We start from the raw sequence: 17,136 nt of genomic DNA, 5'->3' as shown, positions 1-17,136 counted from the left end.
CCGTGTAGTAGCTTGCGAGCGGCGCGCGACTTCGGGTAAACCTCGATGCCGACGAACTGGCTACAACGGAACGGCGGGCAATTCATGACGGCATTGACGCCGACCGTCAGGGACGCGGGCAGGCCCGCCGCCCTGCGCCCGACGACCCGTCCCGAGAGCGAACCGGAGGGGCGTGCGCCGGCGGACCCGGTGGAGTTGCCGAAGGACTGCGAACTCCGCCACTGGATCGACGTCGAAGGCGCCGGCGAAGTCGAGCGGGTCGCGCTCGTCGGGCACGGACGGAAGAGCAAGGCGCCGGACCGGATCCTCAAGCTGTACAAGCCTGGCCGCGGGCCGGTCGACGGTGTCCACAAAGCATGGCGGGGCATCACGGACAAAGCGCCGAACGTGGTGCGCCTGCACACTTCGGGCGAGGTCGCCGGGCGGACGTTCGAGATCATGGACGACCGCGGCGCCCGGGTGGGCGGCTCCGGCGCGCCGGAGAGCGCGCGCCGGACGACCCTGCGCGACGTGCTGGCCGACCACCCGGGAGGCTTGACCGACGACGCGGTCGCGGACGTCGTCGGCCAGCTGGCGGGCGCGCTGGAAGCGCTCGGCCGGGTTTCGTTGGCCCACCTCGACCTACGACCCGAGAACGTCCTGGTTTCCCCTCGCGAAAGCGGCACGGGCTGGGAGGTGACCGTTGTCGACTTCGGACTCGCGCAGCCACTCGACAAGGGGGTCACCTGGGAGGTTTCGCGACCCCTGACCCCCTACACGGCACCGGAACTGCTGTCGGCTTCCGTTTCGGCCGAGACGGACTGGTGGTCGCTCGGCATGATCACGGCCGAGTTGTCCACCGGCCGCCACCCCTTCGGGGACCTGTCCGAACCCAACATCCGGCGGCAGCTGGCGACCTGGAACGTCCCCGAACCGGCCGGCTTGGCCGCACGCGTCGCGCCGCTGTTCCGCGGGCTCACGACACGTGATCACTACCACCGCTGGGGTGCCGAACAGGTCCGCTCGTGGATCGCGCAGGAACCCACTTCGGCGCCGCCGCCGGAGCCGGCCCTTTCCGTGCGCCCCTTCAGGTTCGCGGGAGAAGAGTTCTGGCACGTCCACGCGCTGATGGAGTGTCTCCAGAAGCACTGGAGCGAAGCGGCCGCGGCACTCTTCGGCACCGAAGACCCCCGCTGGGCCGAGCTCGCGGACTGGCTGAGCCAGTTCGACGGCCGCCCGGGGTTCTCCGCCGCCCGGGTGATCGAGCACGTCGACCGGATCGGCAGCGGCGCGGACCCCGGCTCCCCCGACGCACTGCTGCTCGTCCTGCTCCGGCACGCGGATCCTTCTCTGGTCCCCCGGTACCGCGACCTGCCGGCCGAGCCGACCGGGATGCGGCAGGCGGCACGGTGGAAGGATCCGAAGTTCGCCGATTTCGCGGAGGACTTCTGGCGGTGGCGCCTGTTCAGGGAGCTGGACGGCGCGGCGGGGGCCCGGGAGCTGAAGAACGTCGACGACCTGTGGCGGAAACTGGTGGCCCGCTGCCGGGCCGTCATATCGGTGCTCCGCAGCGACAATCCCTACACCGCACCCTTGACCCGGATTTCCGAGGAAGAGTGGCGGGCGCCCTTCTTGCGGGTCGCCGTCGACCGGACGTTCCAGGCGAAGCTGTCCGGTGATCTTTCGCGGCTGCGCGAGTACATCTCGGCTCAGCTGGGCGCGCCACTGCCGATGTTCGAGCACTTGGCCGCCACGGTGCTGCCGGAGCGGCGGCGTGGCCGATCCGCCAAGCCCGTGCCCGAGGAGCTCGTCGGGCTGCTGATACTCCACCTCCTCGCGCCGGACGTCCGGCAGGGCGTCGACGACGAACTCGCCCACCGCCGGTCGCTGATGGCGGACGAGTCGATCCGCACCCTCGCCTGGCGCCGCCGGGAGCGGTGGCGGGAGATCGAGCGCCCGGTCGCGATGGGCTGGGCGGCGGCCTCGATGGCCATCGTCGTCGTGGCGATGGCGGGCCTGCTCGTGGGCGCCGACAACCTGCCGAGATCCATCTCGCTCGCTTCCGCCGACGCGATCAGCACCGCCTGGGGTTTCGTCGCGGTCGGGCTGGCCGCGCAGACGGCGTGCGAGGTTTGGCTGGCCGCGCTGATCGGCGCTCCCTACCACCGCGAGTACTCCCTGATCATGATCTTCCTGCGGGCCGTGAACCGCGTCGGCGGCAAGGACGCCGGCCTCGTCCGGTCGGCCCTCCTGCTCGTCGGTGTGGCGGCCGCGGCCGCCGCGACACTGGCGATCCTGCTCACCGCGCCCTACCTCGTCACTTCGGCGCTTCTCGTACTCCATCTCCGTTCGGCGCGCCGCAGGTACCGGCGTTGGCAGGACGACCACGAAGAGCTGCGCAACAGCAGCACCGGCCCTGCGGCCACACCGGAAAGGCAGCCGTCATGAGCACTGGCAAGGCGTTGGCCATGAACCTGACGCCGGCGTTCGCGCCGACCCCGAGCATTTCGCTCGCCCCGGCACTCCACTCCCTGGGCAGCGCGGCCGCTTCGGCGGCGCCGTTCGTGGCCGGAGCCGCGGCCGCGGCCGGTGCGGTGTTCCTGACCCGGGCGGCCTTGCGCGGACTCGGCCGGGTCGCCGAGGCGGAAGAAGGCAAGCTGGCCGAAGCGAACAAGAACCGGGCGGAGACGATCGCCTGGGACCGCGCCTTCGCCGAAGTGCTGATCCGGAACAACCGGATCGCCCGGCTGCGCGGACTGTCCACTTCGGCGTCGACCCCGGTGAGCCCACCCCCGTCGTTCGTCTACAACGGACAGACGACGGAGGAGATCACCTCCTGGTGCACCACCGTGGACGCCCAGCTGCTCAAGACCGAGCAGGAGCTCTCCGACGCACGGATCCGAGCCTCCCTCGGCCGGCCGGTGAGTGACCGGGCCCGGGTCGTCTACCAGCGTGTCCAACGCGTGGTCGTCTCCCGGCCGGCATCCGGTCCGGGCAACCGTCCCCCGTCGGGCGGCCCCGGCTCCGGTGGGCCCCGCCCCGGACCGGGCGGCCGGTTCCCGGTCGACCTGCGGCCGGTGGTCGACGACATCCTGGCCGGTGCGATCGGCAGGATCAGTGGTGACGACATGGCCTCGTTGAGCGAGCTGGCGGCCGAAGTGCTCGCCCAGGATGGCGTCAGCGCGGGCAAGGCTTTCCTCGACGAGCTCTACCTGCAGGCCCACGAAGCCAGGGTGCGCCAGGAACGCCGGGTCGCGGACGCCGAGGACGCCGCGAAGTGGCTCGCGGCCCTCGCCCCGCTGGCCGGTACCCCGGACGGACTGACGGCTCACCAGCGAAAGGTGCTGGCCGCTCTCGAGGAGGTGCTCGCCGAACGACGGGAGCTGGATCCCGGGCTGCGGCTGGCCGCGGAAGAGCTCCAGGCCGTGGCCGTGCGCGCCGCGGAAGACCGGGCCATCCGAACCGAGTTCGCCCTGCAGCTGAAGCTCATAGGCTACGCCGTCGATGAACAGCACGGCACCGGTATGCGGGTGACGCACGAGAACTGGGGCGGCGACCACCACGCCGACGTCGACATCCACGCCGGAGAGTTCACCGCCGACTTCCGGGCCACGGGATCGGCCGGCCGCGCGGATCTGCGCCTGACGCAGTGGGCGAGGGACGCTTCGGAAGCCAGGCAACGGCTGGAGGAAGCCGGCGTCCGGTGCGGGAAGCTTTATGTGGAAGGGCTTCCCGACCTGCCGGTCCGCGACATCGGTGACGACGAATACGCCCGGCGCCAGACGCCGAAGTTCGCAGAAAGGCCCCTCCCGCGATGACCATGACCGAGCACGCCCCGGCGACCGAACCCGAGCTCGCTCCCTCCGCCGCCGGAAGCCCCGGCTGGCTGCGCGAGTTCGCCACGACCCTGTCCGTGCACTCCCAGTTCGTGTTCCACGGCAACGTGCACGACCAGTTCGTGACCGCCGACGGCGGCCGGCTCACGTCGCTGCCCGCGCTGCTGTGGGAAGTCCTGCGCGAGAACGGCTTCACCTGCCTGTTCACCTACGACCAGATCGACGGGCTCGGTGTCCGGCCGGCGGCCGGGCCCGGGGCCGACAAGGCCAAGCTCGCGGCCGGCCGGCTCCTCAACGGCCTCGGCCGCACCCCCGACCTGACCGAGCTGCAGCAGGACATCAGCGCGGTCGTGGGCGCCGGCGAGCGGTGCGCGTTCGTCCTCGCCCACGCGTCGCGCCTCAGCCTCCGCAACAGCGACCTCGGGGCGAAAGAGCGTGACTTCTTCCTGTTCTGCGCCAAACTCGGGGTCAATGCGCTGCGCCGCGGCGGCGCCGCTCCCTACAACCCGGTGATCTGGCTCGTCGACAACGAAGGCGACCTGCCGAACTGGCTCACCGTGGGCAACGCGCACGTCCGCAGCATCGCGGTGCCGCCGCCGGACCTCGGGGACCGGCAGCGCGCGGCCGCCTTGCTGATCGAGGACTACGAGGGCGCCGAGTCCGTTGCCGCGGAAGCGAAACAGAAGGTGGTGGACGCCTTCGCCGTCGAGTCCCACGGGATGACGCTCGACGCGATGGCCGGGGTCGCGCAGCTCGCCCAGGAAAGCCGCGTCCCGTTCGACCGGCTGGCCGAGAGCGTCGCCACCTACCGGCTCGGCGTGATCGAGAACCCGTGGCGCCAGTCCCACCTGCGGGCGCGGCTACAGCAACGCGCCGGCGACCTGGGAGCGCGGGTGAAGGGCCAGCCACAGGCCGTGGCCAAGGCGCTGGACGTCCTCAAGCGGGCGGCGATGGGTCTCTCCGGCGCGCACACCGGCAAGCCCGGCACGCGACCGCGCGGCGTGCTGTTCTTCGCCGGACCGACCGGGGTCGGCAAGACCGAGCTCGCCAAGGGCATCGCGCAGCTCGTCTACGGCGACGAGAGCGCACTCCTCCGGCTGGACATGAGCGAGTTCTCGGAGTCGCACGCGGCCGACCGGCTGATCGGCTCACCACCCGGCTACGTCGGCCACGACGCGGGCGGCCAGCTGACGAACGCCATGCGCCGCCAGCCGTTCCGGGTCGTGCTCTTCGACGAGATCGAGAAAGCGCACCCCTTGGTGCTGGACAAGTTCCTCCAGATCCTCGAGGACGGCCGGCTGACCGACGGCCGCGGCGACACGGCGTACTTCTCGGAGTCGATCCTGATCTTCACGTCCAACCTCGGCGTGCAGAAGAAGGACCCGAAGACCGGCGTGCTGCGCAACCTGATCGAACCCGGCCTCGCGTTCGACAAGGTCGATGTCGCCGTGCGCGAAGCGATCTCCGACCACTTCCGCTACGAGATCAAGCGGCCGGAACTGCTCAACCGGATCGGGGACAACATCGTCGTCTTCGACTTCATCGGCCAGGCCGCGGCCGAAATGATCTTCTTCGGCCAGGTCGCGAACGTGCGGAACCTGGTCGCCGCGGAGCACGGCGTGTCCGTCGAACTCGCGGAGTGGGTCACGGGCGCGCTCAAGAAGGACTGCACGACCGACCTGACCTTCGGTGGCCGCGGGATCGGCAACCAGGTGGAAGCGCGGCTCGTGAACCCCCTCGCCCGCGCGTTGTTCGACGAGCCGCTGCCCCGCGGCACCCGGGTGACCGTGTCCGGTTTCGACCAGCGGAGCACTCCGCCCGCGCTGGAGCTCGTCGTCGATGAGTGAGCCGACGTACCTCTGCGAAAACGGGCACCGGTTCTCCGCCGACGCCGTGCCGGAGAACGGGCTGTGCCCGATGGACCGCAGCCCGGTGACGGCCGACGGGGCCGTCTCCGAGGCGCCGGCCGCACCCGCACCGCGGACCACCCGGCTACGAGCCGTGCGCGAACTGCGGGTCGTCTTCAAGACCGGCACCGTCGCCATCGCGGCGGGCGCGGAAGCGATGGTGGGACGGGACCCCGAGTTCTCGCCCCACGCGAAGCTGTTCGAAAGCGATGACAACGTCTCGCGCCGGCACGCGGTGTTCGGCTTGGACGAGGACGGGCGGGCCTGGGTCAGCGACCACTACGCGACCAACCTGACCCACGTGAACGGTGAAGCGCTGCCCCCGGGCAAGAAGCACGTCCTGAGCCAGGAGGACTCCGTCCGGCTCAGCCTGACCGTGACCGGAACGGTGAAGTTGATGCGAGGGGACCACGATGCCTGAAGACCTGGACAGACGCATCGCCGAGCTCGAAGAAGTGCTGACCGGCTCCGCCGCGGATGATCCCGAAACCCGGTCCGTGCGCATGAAGCTGGCCGCGGGGCTCAGCTCCCGCTACATCGAGCACCAGGGCGTGGAGACGGACTGCTCGCGTGCGGACGAGATCCTGAGCTCGGTGCTCGCGGACGCGGACGCCACCGCGGAGCAGCGGCAGCAGGCCTCGGTGGCCCGGGTGGCCCTCCGGATCGGCCGGGGCACCGTGGCCCACGCGCTGCGCGGCCGGAGCTGGAAGCCGAACATGGACCTGCTGCGCGAGACCGAGAAGTGGCGGCGCGACGCCGATCCCGACGCGGTCGAGACCGGGATCGCCGACGTCCTGACCGCCATCGCCGACGTCCACGATCTCGAGTCCCTGCCCCCCGACCTGCGGGCCAGCCTCGAAGTCTTCCGCACCCTCGCGCCCCTGCTCGGCTCCGGAGCGGACGAGCCCGACGCGGCGGAGGTGCTGGCCCAGGCCGTCGGTCAGGCCACCCCGGCCATGCCCGGGCTCGATCTGCTCCGGGCCACGGAGGCGTGGCTGCGGCCGACGCCCGCACCCGGCCGGATCGCCGAGCTCGAAGAAGCCCTCACCGGCCTGAGCGAAGACCACCTCCTCACCCCGATACTCCGGCGTGACCTCGCGCAGGCGCTCGTCAAACGCAGTGACCAGCACGGCCCCGAGGGGCTGGCGCGCGTCACGCAGCTGATGGAGCAGGCCGCAGCCGGCATGCCCGAAGACCACCCGTTCTACGGCGAAACGGTGCGAACCCTGGCGGGAGCGCTCGTGGCGTCGGCCGCGACCGACGCCACCGAGGACAGCCTGGCGCGGGCCGAGCAGGTCGCCGCGCAGGTGCTGGCCCAAGCTCGCGACAGCGGATCCACCGTCGCGGGGCCCGAGCTGTTCCTCCGCTCGATGGTCGGGTTGCTGCGCGGCCACGCCGACGGCGAGGACCACCCCGAGCAGGCGTTCGAGGACCTCGTCGAAGCGCTCGAAGTGCTGCCCGCCGGCCACGATCTCCGGCCGGCGGCCGTGGGGCAGCTGGCCGCGCTGCTGTCCGACCGTCATCTGCGGGAGGGCCTGGTCGAGGACGCCGAAGCCGCGCGGCACCTGCTGGATCGCGCGACCAGCGCGGTCGCGGCCGACGACGACGACGGCTCGGCCACTTTCCTGTCGTGCCTCGGCGCGATCAGCCGCGTCATCCAGGCCTTGGGAGCGAAGGACGACGGCAGCGTGAGTGCCGCCGCGGCCACCCTGCAGGACAGTCTGGACCGGCTTCCCGCCCAGCACGTCATGCGCCCGAACGCCGAGCTCGTGCTGACCCTCGCGAAGCTGCGGCTGGCGACGTCGGACGGAGGCGACATCCGGGCCGGGCTGGGCGGTCTGCGCGGCCTCTTGACCGGCGGCAGGTTCCCCGGCATCCCCGAAGGCGTGATCGCGACCATGTCGGACACGGTCGAGGTCCTCGACGGCCTGATGACCGCCGACGCCGCGGCGATGGTGAACGGCATCAACCGGATGGAACAGCAGGTCGCGGCCGCCGCGGCCGCCTCCGTCCAGCAGGCGGGACAGCAGGCGCTGCTGGCGAAGGCGTACCTCGCCGCCCACGACGCGGGGGTCGATCCGGAGGTCGCCGCGGACCGCGCGGTCGACCACCTCGAGGGCGCCCGGCAGACCCTCGAGCGGCACCGGGCGGGCGTGGCGATGGCCGACGTCCTCCGGGAGCTCGCCCACGCCTACCGCAAGCGCGGCGACCTCGAACCGGCCCGGCGCACGGCGTTCGAAGCGCTCGCGGTGCACGCCGGCACGGTGCTGCTGCAGACCGGTGTCGGGCACGCCGTCGTGACCGCCCGGGGAGCCACGGCCGAAGCCGCCGCCCTGGCGGCCTGGTGCCTCGACGACGGCGAGATCGCGGGCGCCGTGCAAGCCGTCGAACTGGGCCGGGGACTGGCCCTGCACGCTGCCACCTCCGCGCTCGCCGTCTCCGGCCTGCTGCGCCGGATCGGCCGGTCCGACCTGGCCGCGGCGTGGGAAGCCGACTCCGCGGCACGGCGGGACGAACCCGCGCCGTGGGCGGCGACGGGCGACCCGGCCGGCGCGGGCGAGCCCGACCACGCGCGAGCCGCCACCGATCTGCGGCACAAGGTGCTGGCCGTGCTGCGCGGCACAACCGAAGGCGGCCGGCTCTTCACGCCGCCCGCGCCCGCCGAAATCGCCGACGCGCTCACCGCCGTGGGCGCGGACGCTCTCGTGTACCTCCTGCCCGGAGCCGGCGACCGCGACGGCTACCTGCTGGTCGTCGACCAGGACGGCGTACCCACCGCGGTGCCCGCGCCGGCCCTGCGAATCCAGCCCGGTGGTCCGCCTGAACGCTTCTCCCGCGTCGTCGGCGCGAAGGACAAGGACGCCAGGGCCGCGGCCATCGCCGACGTGTGCGCTTGGGCCGGCGAGGCGGTCTTCGAACCGCTGCGGGCCGCACTCGGCACGGAGGGGCGCCCGGCGCGGGTCGTGCTGGTGCCGAGCGGTGTCCTCGGCGTCGTGCCGTGGCCCGCGGCCCGCCTCCTCGACGGCCGGCCCGCCATCGAGGAGTTCGTGCTCTCGAGCGCCGCGTCGGCGCGCCAGTTCCTGGACACGGCGTCCCGGGCCGCGCTGCCCCTCCACCTGGAACCGGTCCTGGTGACCGAGCCCCTCGGCGACCTGACGTTCGCGGCCGACGAAGTGATCTCCCTGCGCGACGCCTTCTACCCCGACGCCAAGATCTTCGGTGATCTGTCCGCTTTCACCCCGTCCGAAGGCGGCGATGCACCGGCCACCGGGATCGGAACGCCGGAAGAGGTGCTCGCGAACCTGCCGGGTGACCGTTCCCTCGGCGCGTCGATGCTGCACCTGGCGTGCCACGCGCGCAACGCGGGCGCGGTCGAGGCGTCGTACCTCGAGCTCACCCGGCAGCTGACCATCAAGGCCGTGCTCGAGCACGCGGCGGGCCGCGCCGCCGACACCCCGGGTCCGCTCGTCGTCCTGTCGACCTGCCTCAGCGACCTGACCGAACAGGACTACGACGAAGCGCTGACCTTGGCCACGGCGTTCGTCGCGGCGGGTGCGGTGACCGTGGTCGGGTCCCGGTGGCCCGTCGACGACCAGGCCACCGCCGCCGCGATGTTCGCCTTCCACCACTTCCTCGCCCGCGAGGCGCAGGATCCCGCCCACGCGCTGCGTTCGGCACAGCTCTGGATGCTCGACGCCGGCCGGGCCGAGCTCCCGGAAATGCCGGAGGCGATGCTCGGCGACCTCGAGGAGTGCGACCTGACCGAGGTCACCGTCTGGGCGGCGTTCGCCTGCCACGGAAGGTGAATCCGGCTCAGCCGGGGTGCGACCGCGCCCTGCCTCGGCGCAAGGCCGCCAAGTCGCGACGGGCCGAGGTGAGCAGACCCATCGCGAACCGGGTCCCGTCACCCGCACCGAGCAGGCCGATGGCGGTGTCGAGCCGGGTCGCGATGTCATCGATCGCGGAGTGGTTCAGGACGGGAACCTGGCCGCACCCGAGTTCCTGGGGGAACTCGAGCTCACCCGCCGGGCCGGCCCCGAGCAGGAGTTCCACCGCCCGAGCGGCGGACAGGGCGCCGCGCCCGAGGATCACCAGGTCTTCGATCGCGCAGAGCGGCGGGAGCCCGCCCTGGGTCGCGGCAAGCAGGGGATGCTGCTCCCGCCACCCGGCGATCACCTGCGCGAGCCGTTGCGCCGCGGTCCGGAACGGCGCTGTCGGAAACCGCTCGTCCAGTTCCCGCAGCCACGCTTCGCGGCCCGGCCAGAAGCTCCAGACCTTCGTTTCGGCGAGCAACTGGTGGATCGGTGACTCGGGAACGAAGTCGGCGATCCGCCGTCGGTCGGGGGGTATCTGCTCGGTGCGGTAGAACCGCGCCAGGCCACCGTTGGTCACGATGGCGTACGCGGTCGACAGCTTTCCGTTCCGGTGCGCCCGCACGATGTCGTTGACGTCGATGTCGGGCGAGCCGTTCCGCTCCAGCGCGGCGTCGAGAGCTTCGTAGTAGCCGAGGCGGGTCTGCCAGTTGCGCGCTCGTCCACCGTCACCGGCCGTCCGAGTACGCCAGCGAGCGGCAATCGACTGCTCCAAGCGGCGGGTCATGCAAGACATGCCCGCGAGGCTGGCAGCGACCGCGGGCCGAAACCCCCTCAAGTGAGGTCGACCGCGGCCCTATGCGGCCAGGTGCTCCAGCAAGAGCACCTGACCTTCACCGACGGCGAAGCCCAGCACCGCCCCGGTGGCGATCAAAATCCACTCGTCCTGTTCGAAAGCGGGCCGCAGCAACCGCTCGAACTCGTGCGGGGAAAGCTCCTTCATCTTCGACACCAGCACGTTCCTGATGTCCATCGCGTCGGTCGCGTAGTCCTCGATGTAGCGCATCGTCTCCGGGAGGCGGGACATGATCTGCTCCGCGATCGCCAGCTTCACGTCCTGGTACTTGCGGCTGCCGACCGCGAACACCAGCAGGGGCCTCGCGACACTTCCCAGCTCCCGGTCGAGCTGACGCTGGATCAGCGCCAGTACCCGGTCGGACAGCGGGCCGTGCAGGATCGCCTCGATCACGTTGTGCGGGGTGATGATCTCCTGGGCGATCAGCGCTCCGTACGCCTCCGCGACCTCCGCGCGCCGCTTCAGGAACAGGCCCTGCCACTCCACGCCGAAATAGCGTTTCGGCTCGATCGGGTAGAAGATCATCCGCAGCGCCAGCCAGTCGGTGAACCAGCCGGTGAACAGGCCGAACAACGGCATGATCAGCGGGAACTTGAACAGTACCCACGCGACCATCTGGATCACGCCGATCGCGCCGCCGAAGACCAGGCCGGAGCGGGCGATGAACTTGAACTCCTTCGCGCCCGCCTCCTGGAAGATCCGGTTCAGCAGCCGCTTGTCCTTGACCAGGCTGGTGACGACCATGCCCTTGAGGTCGAACACACTGTCCACATCGGACTTGATCAGGTCGAGCACGGCCGCGACCATCCGCGGCGACTCGTGCTGGACGCGCTCGATCACCAGCCGCTGGACCCGCACCGGCAGCGACTCCCACAGCCCCGGCTGGTAGTGGCCCGCCACCTCGCGCACGATGTCTTCGACGCCCGCGAGTAGCGGTTTCTCGATTTCCTGGGCGATCCGGGAAGCGTCCAGCCGCGCCACGACCTCGGCCGGCTTGATCAGCTGCTCGGTCATCGTGTCGCAGGCGATGCTCGCCATCCGCGCGGCGCGCTTGGGCACGATGCCCTGCCAGCCGAGGAACGGCTTGACGCCGATGAACTCCACCGGCTGGAACATCATCCGGATCGCGACGAGCTTGGTGCCGTAGCCGATCAGCGCGGCGACGACCGGGATCGAGACGTAGAGGGGCCAGTGCTGCGCGAAGTCGGCGACGATGCCGGCGAGGAACGACCCCATGCGGTCAGCCGAAGCTCGGGTCGCAGGCTTGCCAGAACTGCGCCCCCAGGCGCGAAACGTGGATCGTCCGCCGGACGTACTTCGCGCGTTTGACGTGCTTCTCCGCGTCGCGCACGGTCTCGTCGGTCAGCAGGATCTCGTACTGCGTCTCCAGCGACGGCACCTCTTCGTCGAGGTCGACCAGGCCCAGCCCGATCAGCCGCGTGACGTACCCGGGCACCTGGTCGGGCAGCGACACCCCGGCCGCCTTGCCGACCGTCGACGCGTTGCGCAGCGCGACGCGCCCGGTGCCGCCGAGGCCGGTGCGCTCGACGACGTCGATCACGGGGAACGGCGAGCCGTCCGACAGCGCGGAGAGGATGCGGGCCTCGTCCGGCGTGAGCTGGCGCAGGATGATCGCGTAGAAGTACTCGCGGGCCCGCTCGCGGCCGAAGCCGATGGAGTGGTTGAGCAGCTCGGCCATCGCGGCGCGCAGCGGCTCGGCGTGGTTGTCGCGCGCGGGCACGAGCGTGACGCTGGCCTCGACCTTCCCGGGCACCGCCGGGCGGTTCATCGCGGACGCCGCCGTCAGCGCCGCGTGGTACGGGTCGTCGACCTCGTCGAGCCGGCGGCGCAGCTCGCCCAGCAGCTGGCGCTCGACCTGCCGCACCCCGCGTTCGGCGGTCTCGACGCCGGGGAGCTTGCGCCCCAGTGCGAACCCGGTGCGCGCGGCCCAGCCCGCCAGCTGCCCGGCGCGCCGCGCCAGGTCGGCCACCTCGTCGCCGGTGCCCCGGCCGTTCGGTCGCTCTGCGTTCACCGGTGGGCTCCCCTCTGCTTCCGCGCTGATGCTACCTGCGGGTAGGCCGAACGGTGGTGTGACGACCGGCATCATGTACCCCATGAGTCCGACGCGCTGGGGCCCGCCGATCGACGTCCTCCCGTACTTCTCCAAGGAAGAACAGTCGCTGATGACGCTGCTCGGCGCGCTGACCGAGGAAGACTGGGAGCGGCCGACCATGTGCGCCGGCTGGACGGTCAAGGACATCGCCGCCCACCTGCTGGGTGACAAGGCCGGACGGCTGTCGCGAAGCCGTGACGGGCACACCGCCGAAGCCCCCCGCCCGGGTGAGTCCTTCGCCCGCTTCATCGACCGGATCAACGAGGAGTGGGTCGTCGCGTGCCGCCGTCTCTCGACGGACGTGCTGCTCACGATGATGTACGAGCTCATGGGCCAGACGACCGAATACTGGGCGAAGCTGGATCTCGACGTCGACGGCGAGCCCGTGAGCTGGGCGGGCGACGGGCCGGCGCCGCGCTGGCTCGACGCGGCCCGCGACTATTCGGAGTTCTGGGTCCACCACGTGCAGATCCGCGAAGCGCTGGAGCACACGCCGCTGGAGGCCGAGTACGCCGAGCCGATCGCCGACACGTTCGTCCGCGCGCTGCCGCACACCCTGCGCGACGTCGAGGCGCGGGTCGGCAAGCAGGTGGGCTACACGGTCACCGGCGCCGGCAAGTGGCACGCCCGCCGCGAGCGCGACGGCTGGGTCCTGGACCGCGGCGCGCCGCCGTCACGCACGCCCTTGGCCACCGTGACGACGGACCTGGACACGTTCTGGCGGCTCTGCACCCGCAACGCCGCCGACGTCGGCCGCGTCCGGACCACCGGGGACGAAAACGTTTGCGCCCAGGTACTGACGATGACGTCGATCATCGTCTAGCGCTCAGCGGCGGCGCGCCTGCTTCCGCAGCTGCAGGATCCGGGCCCCGCCGATCAGCGCGACCAGGACCGCGCCGCCGATGGCCGAGAACAGCATGGCGATCGCCAACGGCAGGCTGCCCTCGGCGCCGAAGAAGTGCACCGTCGCCGGGTCGAGGTTCTGCAGGATGAAGACCAGCAGCACCACCAGCACGACCAGCCCGGCGATGACCGCGACCCAGGTGCCGCTGATCCGCGTCGGCCGGGAGCGTTTCTTGGTGGCCGCGCTGGTCCTCGACGGCGCCGGGCGCACCGGCGTGACCTCCTCGGCGCCGGGCCGGACGTCGCCGGCGCGCAGCTCGGCGGGCTCGAGGGCACCCTCGGGTACCTCGTCGCCGGGCAGGTTGTGGCGGCCGTTTCCGGGCAGGTCGTGGTGGGTCGGGCCGGTGGGGCGGTCGGCCGCGCCCCCGCGCGCGTGCGTCATGTGACCAGTGTCCGTCCGGCGCGCGGGGAGCGCTGTGTCAAACCCCCTAACGGGCGAAGCCGTCGACCTCCCGCAGCACGCGGAGCGTGTTCTTCCCGGCCAGCTTCACGCAGTCTTCGTCACTCCACCCGCGCTCGAGCAGCGCCGCGAACAACACCGGGTACTTGGACGTGTCCTCCAGCCCCTCCGGCAGCGTGCCGACGCCGTCGTAGTCGCCGCCGAGGCCGATGTGGTCGATCCCGGCGACCTCGCGGGCGTGCTCGACGTGCGCGACGACGTCGTCGACGGTGGCCTTCGGCTTGACCGGGCCGTCCCACGCCTTCACGAACTCCCCGCGCTGGGCGAGGTTCCGGTACTCCTTGCCCGCGGTCTCCATCGCGGCCTTCAGCTCCTGGTCCCACGCGCTGACCTTCGGCGAGATGAACGCCGGCACGAACGTGGTCATCGCGACACCGCCGTTGCCGGGCAGCAGCGCGAGGACGTCGTCGGGGATGTTGCGCGGGTGGTCGTTCACCGCGAGGCAGGAGGAGTGGCTGAAGATCACCGGCGCCGAGCTGACCTCGATCGCCGCGCGCATGGTCGTCGGCGCGACGTGCGAGAGGTCGACCATCATCCCGATCTTGTTCATCTCGCGCACGACGTCGCGGCCGAACTCGGTGAGGCCGCCGTGGGCCGGCTCATCGGTGCCCGAGTCGGCCCAGGTGGTGTTGTAGTTGTGCGTCAGCGTCATGTAGCGGACGCCGAGGCGGCGCAGGATCCGCAGCACGCCGAGCGACTCGGCGATGCTGTGCCCGCCTTCGGCGCCAAGCAGCGACGCGATCCGGCCGTCGGCGAACGCAGCCTCGGCCTCGTCCGCGGTGTCGACCAGCCGCAGCCGGTCGGGGTAGCGCTCGGCCAGCTGGTGGACGACCTCGATCTGCTCCAGCACCGCCGTCACGGCGCTGTGGCCCTCGAACTCGCACGGCACGTACACCGACCAGAACTGCATGCCGAGCTTCCCGTCGGCGAGCTTCGGGAAGTCGGTGTGCAGAGCCGGCTGCCGGACGGTCAGGTCGAGCGACGCGGCCGCCTCCACCGGGTTCGGGCCACCGTGCTCCCGCAGCTCCCACGGCAGGTCGTTGTGCCCGTCGGCGAGGATGGCGGCGTCCAGCAGTTTCGTAGCACGCTGTAGTGCCTCGTTAGTCATCGCCCGATCGTAGGGCGCACCGATATACGCTCCGTACAAACGTCAGGGCGTGAACCACTTGACGGCCGCGCGGACGCCGTCGGGCGTGATCTGGTGCCCGCCGCGGTGGCGCTGCGTGACGACGTCGGCCCCGCGCTCGCGCAGCAGCCCGATCAGCTCCTCCGTGGACGCCAGGGGTGCCATCGGGTCGTGTTCGCCGTTCGCCAGGAAGACGCGGGAGCCGGACAGGTCGTGCGACGGCGGGTCTGGGACCGGCGACATCGCCGCGAACAACGCGGCCTCGCGCACGACCTCCGGCCGCAGCAACGTCACCGCGGCCGCGATGTTGGCGCCGTTGGAGAAGCCGACGGCGACCAGCCGCCGGTCGCCCAGCCCGTACTTCTCGCGCGCTTCGAGGACGAAGTCCGCGAGCTGGTTCGCGCGCTTGACGACGTCTTCGTGGTCGAGGACGCCCTCGGCGAGCCGCCGAAACCACCGCCCGGCGCCGTGCTCCGACACCGGCCCGAAGGGGGCCAGGACGGCGGCGTCCGGGCTCAGCTCGTGCGCCAGGCCGAGCAGGTCGTCGGGGCTGCCGCCGGTGCCGTGCAGCAGGAGCAGCACCGGCGCGTCCGGCGAGCCTTCGACGTACTTGTGCTCCAGCGTCATGACAGCTCCGGGTTGTTCTCGGCGGGGAGGTTGAGCTTGGGCAGCATGTGCTGGATCTCTTCGCGGCGCGGCTCCAGCCACGGCGGCAGCTTGAGCGCGCGGCCCAGCTCCAGCAGCGGTTCGTCGATCGCGAAGCCCGGTTCGTCGGTCGCGACCTCCAGCAGCGTGCCGCCCGGCTCGCGGAAGTAGATCGAGCGGAAGTACTGGCGGTCCAGGATGGACGTGACGTGCACGCCCTGGTCGACGAGCTCTTCGCGCCACGCCTTCTGGGTGTCCTCGTCCGGCGCGCGCCAGGCGACGTGGTGCACGGTGCCCGCGGCGACCAGCCCGCGCGGCGCGTCCGGCGTCACGAGGACGTCGACCAGCGCGCCCGGCCCGCCTTCGCCGGCGGCGAAGCGCAAGCGATTGCTGTCCTGGTGGGCGAAGCTGAGGCCGAGGCCGTCGGTGAGCATGCCCGCGGTGGCGTCTTCCTTGGTCACGGAGAGCGTCACCGAGTGCAGGCCGCGGATCGCGTGCTCGGCCGGGACCAGCTCGGTGTCCCACGGGTCGCGCGGGTCGCCCTGCGGGTGCGCGACGAGAGCGAGCTTCAGGCCGTCGGGATCACGGAAGGTGAGTGTCTCTTCGTCGTCGGCGTTGCGGACTGCGCCGGTCTCGACGCTGTTCGCGGCGAGGTGCTGCTTCCACCAGCCGAGGGAGGATTCGGGGATCGAGAACGACGTGGTCGTCGCCTGCCCGGTGCCGTGGCGGCCACTCGGCGCGTCGGGCCACGGGAAGAAGGTCATCAGCGAGCCCGGCTTGCCCGCGCTGTCGCCGTAGTAGAGGTGGTAGGTGCCCGGGTCGTCGAAGTTCACGGTGGTCTTCACCAGCCGCAGGCCCAGGGTCCGCAGGTAGAAGTCGGCGTTGCGCTGCGGGTCGCCGCCGATCGCGGTGACGTGGTGCAGGCCGGACGTCTTGATCGCCATGGTTGCCTCCTGGATTCAAGGTAACCGCAGAACCTCTCGCGAGCAAGATATATTCCGTACAGACTTTCCGGTAGGCTGAGCCGGTGGATCCGAAGACCGACGACGACGAGATCGTCACGTGGTGGGGCCTGGTCATCGAGGGCTACCTGGCCACCCAGGAGAAGCTGATGGGCGAGATCGCCGACCGGCTCGGGCTCGCGCCCGCGTCGTTCGACATCCTGCTGCGGCTGGTCCGCTCGCCCGACCACCGGATGCCGATGACCAAGCTGGCCACGGAGGCGGCGCTGTCCAGCGGCGGCTTCACGAAGGTGGCCGACCGCCTGGTGGCGGCGGACCTGATCTGCCGCGTCCCGAGCCCGGACGACCGCCGCGTCACGTTCGCGGCACTGACCGACCACGGGCTGGACATGGCGAACAAAGCCCGGACGGCGGCGGCGGAGATCCTGCGCCGCATCGTGCTGACCCCGCTGGGTGACGACGCGCCGGCACTCGCGGAAGCCATGCGGACACTGCGCGCGTTCAACGCCTGAGGTTGAAAAAGCTTCGCTGGTCAGC

At 71.4% G+C, this 17,136-nt stretch carries 14 protein-coding genes; 7 read left to right on the top strand and 7 right to left on the bottom strand.

The features are described from left to right. Nucleotides 1–84 precede the first annotated feature (84 nt). The 5 genes from ABZ342_RS19615 to ABZ342_RS19595 are packed head-to-tail and all read left to right on the top strand — an operon-like array spanning nt 85 to nt 9,528. Nucleotides 85–2,427 (top strand): protein kinase, encoded by a 2,343-nt coding sequence (locus ABZ342_RS19615; RefSeq protein ID WP_360474712.1) that lies wholly within the window; start codon nt 85–87, stop codon nt 2,425–2,427. Beyond that, entirely contained in the window at nt 2,424–3,797 is a 1,374-nt protein-coding gene (locus ABZ342_RS19610) for a hypothetical protein (protein ID WP_360474709.1), read from the top strand. Before ABZ342_RS19615 ends, ABZ342_RS19610 begins: the two co-directional genes overlap by 4 nt. Continuing rightward, nucleotides 3,794–5,662, top strand: a complete 1,869-nt coding sequence (locus ABZ342_RS19605; RefSeq protein ID WP_360474706.1) for an AAA family ATPase — start codon at nt 3,794–3,796, stop codon at nt 5,660–5,662. The genes ABZ342_RS19610 and ABZ342_RS19605 overlap by 4 nt, the downstream gene beginning before the upstream one ends. Then, nucleotides 5,655–6,143, top strand: a complete 489-nt coding sequence (locus tag ABZ342_RS19600) for an FHA domain-containing protein (protein WP_360474703.1) — start codon at nt 5,655–5,657, stop codon at nt 6,141–6,143. Before ABZ342_RS19605 ends, ABZ342_RS19600 begins: the two co-directional genes overlap by 8 nt. Continuing rightward, nucleotides 6,136–9,528, top strand: coding sequence for a CHAT domain-containing protein (locus ABZ342_RS19595; protein ID WP_360474700.1), 3,393 nt, complete (start codon nt 6,136–6,138; stop codon nt 9,526–9,528). Before ABZ342_RS19600 ends, ABZ342_RS19595 begins: the two co-directional genes overlap by 8 nt. 7 nt (nt 9,529–9,535) lie before the next feature. Here the strand turns inward: ABZ342_RS19595 and ABZ342_RS19590 are convergent, their stop codons facing one another. The 3 genes from ABZ342_RS19590 to ABZ342_RS19580 form a co-directional block, all read right to left on the bottom strand. Next, nucleotides 9,536–10,321 carry a hypothetical protein gene (locus ABZ342_RS19590; protein ID WP_360474697.1) on the bottom strand — a complete coding sequence of 262 codons (786 nt, stop codon included), beginning with the start codon at nt 10,319–10,321 and terminating at the stop codon, nt 9,536–9,538. Between the two features lie 69 nt (nt 10,322–10,390). Then, entirely contained in the window at nt 10,391–11,626 is a 1,236-nt protein-coding gene (locus ABZ342_RS19585) for a DUF445 domain-containing protein (protein WP_360474694.1), read from the bottom strand. 4 nt (nt 11,627–11,630) lie between these two features. Beyond that, on the bottom strand, nt 11,631–12,422 hold the full coding sequence (locus ABZ342_RS19580) for an Abi-alpha family protein (protein ID WP_360474691.1): 792 nt from the start codon (nt 12,420–12,422) through the stop codon (nt 11,631–11,633). Between the two features lie 82 nt (nt 12,423–12,504). Between ABZ342_RS19580 and ABZ342_RS19575 the strand changes: the two genes are divergently transcribed. Continuing rightward, a complete protein-coding gene (locus ABZ342_RS19575) occupies nt 12,505–13,326 on the top strand; it encodes a maleylpyruvate isomerase family mycothiol-dependent enzyme (protein WP_360474688.1) in 822 nt (273 codons plus the stop codon). 3 nt (nt 13,327–13,329) lie between these two features. Here the strand turns inward: ABZ342_RS19575 and ABZ342_RS19570 are convergent, their stop codons facing one another. Genes ABZ342_RS19570 through ABZ342_RS19555 form a run of 4 tightly spaced genes read right to left on the bottom strand, consistent with a single transcriptional unit; the run spans nt 13,330 to nt 16,581 of the window. Further along, complete coding sequence (locus tag ABZ342_RS19570) at nt 13,330–13,788, bottom strand: lipopolysaccharide assembly protein LapA domain-containing protein (protein WP_360474685.1); 459 nt, start codon at nt 13,786–13,788, stop codon at nt 13,330–13,332. Nucleotides 13,789–13,834: 46 nt separating this feature from the next. Then, nucleotides 13,835–14,974, bottom strand: coding sequence for a dipeptidase (locus tag ABZ342_RS19565; RefSeq protein ID WP_360474682.1), 1,140 nt, complete (start codon nt 14,972–14,974; stop codon nt 13,835–13,837). A 42-nt stretch (nt 14,975–15,016) separates the two neighbouring features. Then, the gene (locus ABZ342_RS19560; protein WP_360474679.1) at nt 15,017–15,619 is read right to left on the bottom strand and encodes an alpha/beta hydrolase; all 603 of its coding nucleotides are present in this window, start codon (nt 15,617–15,619) and stop codon (nt 15,017–15,019) included. After that, entirely contained in the window at nt 15,616–16,581 is a 966-nt protein-coding gene (locus tag ABZ342_RS19555) for a ring-cleaving dioxygenase (protein ID WP_360474676.1), read from the bottom strand. Before ABZ342_RS19555 ends, ABZ342_RS19560 begins: the two co-directional genes overlap by 4 nt. Nucleotides 16,582–16,664: 83 nt before the next feature. Between ABZ342_RS19555 and ABZ342_RS19550 the strand changes: the two genes are divergently transcribed. After that, nucleotides 16,665–17,111 (top strand): MarR family transcriptional regulator, encoded by a 447-nt coding sequence (locus tag ABZ342_RS19550; protein WP_360474673.1) that lies wholly within the window; start codon nt 16,665–16,667, stop codon nt 17,109–17,111. Nucleotides 17,112–17,136 lie beyond the last annotated feature (25 nt).

The sequence above is a fragment of the Amycolatopsis sp. NPDC005961 genome, from assembly GCF_040629235.1.
Lineage (GTDB): Bacteria > Actinomycetota > Actinomycetes > Mycobacteriales > Pseudonocardiaceae > Amycolatopsis > Amycolatopsis camponoti.
Note: the sequence above shows the minus strand (reverse complement) of the source record. Positions and strands in the feature narration are given on the sequence as shown.